The sequence below is a fragment of the Pedobacter sp. 10L46_2 genome (genome assembly GCF_056395165.1).
In genome coordinates, this window is record NZ_JBFTIZ010000358.1 from 1 (window position 1) to 6,772 (window position 6,772).

The 6,772-nt window shown below is 40.6% G+C and carries 7 protein-coding genes; 6 read left to right on the top strand and 1 reads right to left on the bottom strand.

The features are described from left to right. Nucleotides 1–142 precede the first annotated feature (142 nt). The 6 genes from AC1DDX_RS24785 (at nt 143) to AC1DDX_RS24810 (ending at nt 5,417) form a co-directional block, all read left to right on the top strand. Nucleotides 143–1,858, top strand: coding sequence for a tetratricopeptide repeat protein (locus AC1DDX_RS24785; protein WP_337716163.1), 1,716 nt, complete (start codon nt 143–145; stop codon nt 1,856–1,858). 77 nt (nt 1,859–1,935) lie between these two features. Continuing rightward, nucleotides 1,936–2,115: a hypothetical protein gene (locus AC1DDX_RS24790; protein WP_172662838.1), complete on the top strand. Its 180-nt coding sequence runs from the start codon at nt 1,936–1,938 to the stop codon at nt 2,113–2,115. A 119-nt stretch (nt 2,116–2,234) separates the two neighbouring features. Further along, nucleotides 2,235–2,462, top strand: coding sequence for a hypothetical protein (locus AC1DDX_RS24795; protein ID WP_172662837.1), 228 nt, complete (start codon nt 2,235–2,237; stop codon nt 2,460–2,462). Nucleotides 2,463–2,607: 145 nt separating this feature from the next. Beyond that, nucleotides 2,608–2,874 (top strand): PhzF family phenazine biosynthesis protein, encoded by a 267-nt coding sequence (locus AC1DDX_RS24800; RefSeq protein WP_477622776.1) that lies wholly within the window; start codon nt 2,608–2,610, stop codon nt 2,872–2,874. Beyond that, nucleotides 2,871–3,446 carry a PhzF family phenazine biosynthesis protein gene (locus tag AC1DDX_RS24805; RefSeq protein WP_477622777.1) on the top strand — a complete coding sequence of 192 codons (576 nt, stop codon included), beginning with the start codon at nt 2,871–2,873 and terminating at the stop codon, nt 3,444–3,446. The genes AC1DDX_RS24800 and AC1DDX_RS24805 overlap by 4 nt, the downstream gene beginning before the upstream one ends. A 93-nt stretch (nt 3,447–3,539) precedes the next feature. Beyond that, the gene (locus AC1DDX_RS24810) at nt 3,540–5,417 is read left to right on the top strand and encodes a heparinase II/III domain-containing protein (RefSeq protein WP_337716160.1); all 1,878 of its coding nucleotides are present in this window, start codon (nt 3,540–3,542) and stop codon (nt 5,415–5,417) included. 13 nt (nt 5,418–5,430) lie between these two features. Here AC1DDX_RS24810 and AC1DDX_RS24815 read toward each other — a convergent pair. After that, a partial coding sequence (locus tag AC1DDX_RS24815; protein WP_477622778.1) for a family 43 glycosylhydrolase occupies nt 5,431–6,772 on the bottom strand: 1,342 nt, incomplete at its 5' end.

Consider the following 6,772-nt stretch of genomic DNA (forward strand, 5'->3'; position numbering starts at 1 on the left):
TCCTTATCGTCTAAATTGGTCTTCGCTCATTACCGGAAATTCTTTTCATGATTTTAAATGCTTAAAGCTATAAAATATATATATAAAAGACCCCCTAAAAATGGTATATTTAATTGAGCTTTAATTAATTGTAAGAATCCTTATGAAAACAATATTGCTGCTTTTTATATGCTGTCTCTTTTTTTCTAGTGGTGATAAAGATATCCAAAAGCCATTGTACCTATTGGATTATAGTAAGGCAATTGTAGCAACATGTGGTTCTTTGTCTTTCACAGAAAATATTGATACTGTCGATAATGGCAAATTTATGATGTACCTGCCGGGCTGGGGGCACTATTCTTATAAAATATCGACGGTTAGCGACAGCGCTCAGGTTTATTTTGATCAGGGATTAACCATGTATTATAGTTACCATATGAAGGAGGCCCTCGCTTCCTTTAAAGAAGCTGCCAGATTTGATCCTAACAGTGCTATGGCCTATTGGGGACAAGCATTAGCAATGGGTCCTTACTATAATTCTGCCCACAATTATACCATTCCTAAAAACATATCAGAAGTTTTAAAGCTGATGAACCAATCTGCAGATAAGGCATCAGCAAAAGAGCGCGATCTGCTGAAAGTAATGAATCTCAGGTATCCATTGTCGGATGCCGATACTCTAAAAACGAAGCTGAACATGGCCTATGCACAAGGTATGAAATCGCTTATTTCCATATATCCTCAGGATGCAGACATCAAGACGCTATTTATAGATGCGGTTATGTTGAGCCATCCCTGGGATTTCTGGAATAACGACGGATCTGCGAAAGAATGGACGCCTGAATTAGTGGGCTTATGCGAGAGCGTATTACAGGAAAATCCCCAACATCCTGCTGCTTTACACTATTATATACATTTAACGGAAGCTTCTCGTAAGCCTGATCGTGCCTTGGACAATGCAAGGCTGCTTAAAGATCTTTTTCCTGGCGTGGCTCACATGGTTCACATGTCTAGCCACGTGTATCAAAGAAACGGTTTGTATGCATTAGGTGTAGAAGCCAATGACAGTGCAGATGTAAGCCTTGTGCGTTATGATTCGCTGGCCAGGCATCTTTCCCTTAGCAAGCATTCCTCGCATTATTTTGCGGTACAGGCTTTTTGCGGGTTAACAGGTGGAATGTACACCAAAGGAATGCAGGATGCCATAAGGTGCAGAAAAAGTGTTATGCCAACTTATGAGGATACCTATGCCCAATATTTGTACATGATGCCAAAGTTTATCTTGGTAAGACTTGGTAAGTGGGATGAGATATTAAAGGATACAGTTCAGCCGGATGCCCGTTGGACATATGCCGGAATATTGGATAATTTTGCCAAAGGGTTGGCATATGTGTATACAGGTAAACCGGATTTGGCAAAAGTGCAACTTATTCAGTTGCGCAGTAAAATAACTGATCCTGTTTTAAAAAAGAGGCGTATCCCCTTTAATACAGCACTGCAAGGCGCACAGATTGCAGAGAATATTTTAAATGCTGTGATTCTATTAGATCAGAGAAAGAATACAGCTGGCATTAACACCCTCCAAGAGGCCATAAAAATAGAAGACGAAATGATCTATGCTGAGCCAATGGACTGGCCGATTCCTGTAAGACAATTTTTAGGAGCCTATCTTTTAAAGCAAGGGAATCCCGCCAATGCAGCACAGGTTTACAAAATGGATCTGGAACTAAACCCTGGAAATGGCTGGTCATTAATTGGGCTATATCATAGTTTAAGTGCCCTGAATAAAGTTGTGGGGATGGCCGAGTATAAAACCGCTTACCTGAGGGCATTCTCTGATGCAGAGCATATTCCCCCGGCTTCGGCTTACGGTAAATAGCAATTTATATTTCAAAATTAGGCCATTAAATCAAAACCATTTGAATTTTTAAACTGTTTACCTCTTAAAATATAAACATGAATAAATTTTTCAGAGCAATTATAGCTGGCTGGGGAGCTAAAAAGTTAGGTGGGGGCTGTTTGTCTACCATAATCATATTTATTGTAATTTATTCGCTCCTGGGTAAATGCAATCAGAAAACACAGGCAAACTCGCAATCGAAAAAAGTACAGACTGCTATTCCTGTATTCAAATAAGAATTCAGGATAACAAAAAAAAACTTGCTATCTGCAAACTTCTTGTTTTTTATTTTGTTGCTATTTAGGATTACTTAAATCCTGAAAACCATTAAAACAGTTAATTTAAAAGGAGGCTCATGAAATTTACTATAGTCAACCCCACAGATCACACGCCCGTTAGACTCAGGACAGCACCTGAAGATTATAACGGGGAGCAAGGACTCCGTATCATTTTTCCGGAAAACGATTCTTTAGTTATGGTCGAAAAAAACGGACAATGGAATGTAATGGATGAAACGGATATAAATCCTAAACTTATTGAGGCGATAGCTAAAGAGTTGAAACCGATTGCCCGATACACCTGAAGAAGTTCAGTATTCGTAGATAGCAAATGGCATCTGGACGTATTCTGAAATCCTGTTAGTTACCTCAAGGTTACCGGTTACCCATTGTTAACCGATAGCAAAAAAAGATCTGTAATTTCTAGTTTTGAGCTATTAATCATCAACAATGAAAAATATGAAAAAACTGGATTATTATGTACTGGACGTTTTTACAGATCAGCGGTTTAAGGGAAACCAACTGTCAGTTGTTTATATAGAAGATGAGCTTAACCTTAGTCAGTACCACGATATATCCAGGGAATTCGGCTATTCTGAAACTTCTTTTGTTAGCTATTCAGAGAAAGAAGGCGTTTTCAAAGTACGGTCTTTCACCCCGGCAAAATTTGAGGTAGCAGGCGCCGGACACAACAACAAGGGAGACCCTGGGTATTGATAAAGGATACCCCTATTCCTTTAAAAGTCACTGAGGAATCAGGACTACCTTATGTTGCAATGAAACAGCGCCCTTCTAAAATAATCAACAAAGTACCAGTCAACCTCTTAACCGAGGCCCTGGGTTTAAAGACTACCGACTTTGATTTGAATGGTTGGGACATCAATATTGTACAAACAGAAGTTCCTCATTTAATGGTTCCTGTAAAAGATCTGGGAACACTTAAAAATGCTGTTTCCAATAAACCCATATTGAAAGGCTTATCTGAAAAATTTGATTTTGAAGGTTGTTATTTATTTACTGTAAATGGTATTGAAAACAATTATCTCGCAGAGACAAGGTTTTTTAATCCAGGCATTGGAATCGACGAAGATCCCGCCACAGGAACAGCTGCAGGACCACTGGCCGGCTATCTTGAAACGCTTGGATACATTAAAAAAAACAGGGACTATAAGATCCTGCAAGGAAAATATATAGAACATCCATCTACAATCAGCGTAAATGTAGCTAATGATGGCATATGGGTTAGCGGCTCCTCTGCGATTGTGATGGAAGGTCAGCTTTATTTATAAAAGGGTCATTGGGGATTTAGATTATATTGACCTTGAGAATACCAACTTCCGGTAATTGAGTGCGATTGTCAACAGAAAAATGTAATTTGGAACATGAAATCGATCCTCGCACTTCTTCTTCTAACCCTGAGCATTTCATTGGCAAGTGTCGCTCAAAAACCTGTTAGCGAAACCAGGGACGTAACAGTAACATGGGTAAAACAAAACCTCCGAAATAACGGTCCGAAACTGATCCTGACTGCTGAAAGTTTAGCGCAGATCAAAAAGGTCGTAAAAAAGGATGAAACTGCAAAAGCTTATTATGGATATCTTTATAAAAATGCAGTTGCTCTGCTGGATGTCGCAGTTCTGGAAAGAAAGCTGGAAGGGAGGAGATTGCTTGGAGTATCCAGGCAAGCAATTGCACGAATCGGCACACTCGCTGCAGTTTATGCCATATCAAAAGAAAAGCGGTTCTTGGATCGGGTAAATACCGAATTGCTAAATGTTTGCAATTTTTCAGATTGGAACCCTAGCCATTTTCTGGATGTTGGAGAAATGGCCTATGGGGTTTCTATTGGGCTGGATTGGACTCTGGGCGACCTACCGGAATCTACTATACGACTGGTAAAGGATGCCCTGATCAGCAAAGCCATAGAGCCCAGTTTGAATGAAAAATTCAACGGATGGGTAAAAGTGGACAACAATTGGAACCAGGTATGTCATGGCGGTATTACTTCGGCGGCTGTAATGATTGCAGATCAGGATCCTGCTTTAGCCGCACAATTGATTTCCCGAATGATCCAGAACATTCCAAGAGCACTGAGGGCATACGGGCCAGACGGGGCCTATCCTGAAGGGGCATCTTACTGGTCCTATGGAACCAGTTATACATTAATCACTATCAATGTACTTGAAAGCGCTTTTGGAACGGATTTTGGTATTTCCAACACATCCGGATTTGTCAATAGTGCGCTTTTTGTGAAGAAACTGGTGGGTTCAAGTGGGCTTTATTTCAATTATTTTGATTCTGGCAGCAGTGGAGATGATGGTCTGGAAAACCAGGAATTGCTGTTGTGGTTTGCAAATAGGACAAACAATGATGTCTATTTTAATAAGGAAAAATTTCTAGGAGCCCTAGCAAGGTCAGATACCAGCGGTTATAACAGTTCCAAATTTAATGGGATGGTTCTGGCCTGGCTGGCAAAACATAAAAAATCTATGGTGAATCAATTACCTGCAAATTACAAAGGTGATGGAATCAACCCAATTGTTGTATTTGGTGGTGGAAAAACTGATCCCAATGGGTATTTTCTTGGGGCCAAAGGCGGTGCAGCAAATTTAAACCATGGCAACATGGATGCTGGTTCTTTTGTATTTGACCTATATGGCGTCAGGTGGTCTGTAGATCTGGGGATGCAGAATTACTTTGAGCTGGAGCAAGCTATAGGTGTTAATGGCTTATGGGACAGCAACCAGCAAAGCAAGCGCTGGACCCTGCTGAGCAAGAACAATTTCGGGCACAGTACGCTGACGGTCAATGATGAACTGCACTTGGCCAAGGGTTTTGCACCATTAAGCTACTATAAAGAAAAAGGTAACCGTCCTCAGGCAGGTTTTGACCTTTCTGCGGTATTTAAGGGACAGCTAAAAAGCGCTAAAAGAGATTTTAAACGGACGGGAGACCAAAGCCTTGAAATCACTGATATACTGGAGCTTTCTGAACAGACAAAAAGCGTAACCTGGGCGATGATGACCCAGGCAGATGCCGAAATCATAGAAGGTGGAGTTCTGCTAAAGCAAAAAGGAAAAAACCTAAAAGTTATGATCAAGCAACCTGAGGGCGTCTTGATCATGGTGGTTTCCGAAAATCCTCCCCCATTAGACTATGATATGAAAGTAGAGAATCTGAAAAGAGTGGAATTTAAGTTTCCTGTCGAACTCCTTAAAAACAAAGGACAAAAGATCGTTGTAGAGTTAAAGGGCCCATAAATGGCATTACCCTTTAATTATTTTTCAATTCGAAAGAATTGAAAAACGCTTTCTGACCTGAACCTTTAGCTACAATACCAGCCCTATACCCCATTCCCCATGGTGCATATTTTGGCGCATCAAATGTTGCAGTGTGGAATTTCACCCATTCCAACTGAGGCTTTTTATAAAAGAAATCTATTAGTTTTCCACCTCCGCTGATCTGCATTTTCAATTCAATTAATCCATGAGATTGCTCTTTGACTTGTTTGAGTACAAGGTATTTTCCCTCAAGATTATTATATACTGTTATACCATCTTCAGCAGCTGTTATTCCAATTCCTCCTAACTCACCTGGCCACTTACTTTTGAAAATGGCTCCTGCGAAACAGACCCCACTTTGTGCCTCCGTAAGCGTCACTTTCGTGCTAATGCTGAAATTCACGGTTTTAATATATTGCCCTAAAAATGTTCCCAACTCATGATTCTGGTTCGTAGATACCAGATGAAGCCCCTTATTGAAGTTCACATCCGGCTTTGGCAATTTCGATGGCCATTGCCAGGCTAGGTTCAGTTTATTGTCCTTTTTAAAATCGTCATAAAAATCCAGTTCTGCTTTTGGTCGATTTGGAATGGTCGCATTATGAAGAACCGGCCAGCCATCCGGCCCCGTTTTTAATTCTTCAAGTATACCTTCTCTGCCTACAAATACATCATAGTTTTTATTGAACGCATGATAAAGCATAAAAAATCGGTGGTCTGCAGATTCAACCACAGTGCCGTGACCAGGGCAGTTCCATCGTTCATTGCTAACCATTACAGGGTTTTTATCATACTTCTCCCATTTTCCTCCTGCTAGATCTTTTGTCCGGGCAATTCCCGTCTTATAATTACACTTAGCATCACAACACCCTCCTACCGCATATAAACTATAGATGTACTCACCCATTCTGAAAAAACAAGCACCTTCTACCAGAGAGGTCTCCCAAGGTTGGCTGTTTGTGTATACTTTTCTTTTCTCACCCAGCAATTTGGTACGGCTTTCATTGATTTCCTGCACCCAAATCCAGCTTTCCTTCCCACAACCATTTCCGTCATTTTTCCAGAAGGCATAAATTTTTCCCTTGTCCTGAAATTCGAAAGCGTCAATTGCTCCACAATCATCTTCTATGATTACAGGACCATTGTCTGTGAATTTGCCCGTTTCGATTTTATTGGCATCTATCCAGGCTACACCACACTGCAAGCCCGGGTTTCCTTTGACTTTCCTGTTATGCGCAGTATAATAGGCATAAATTCTATGCTGCTTTGCATCATAGGCCAGTTCGGAAGCCCAGAAATTATTTTCTCCCCATTGATCCTTCATATCCTTGAAC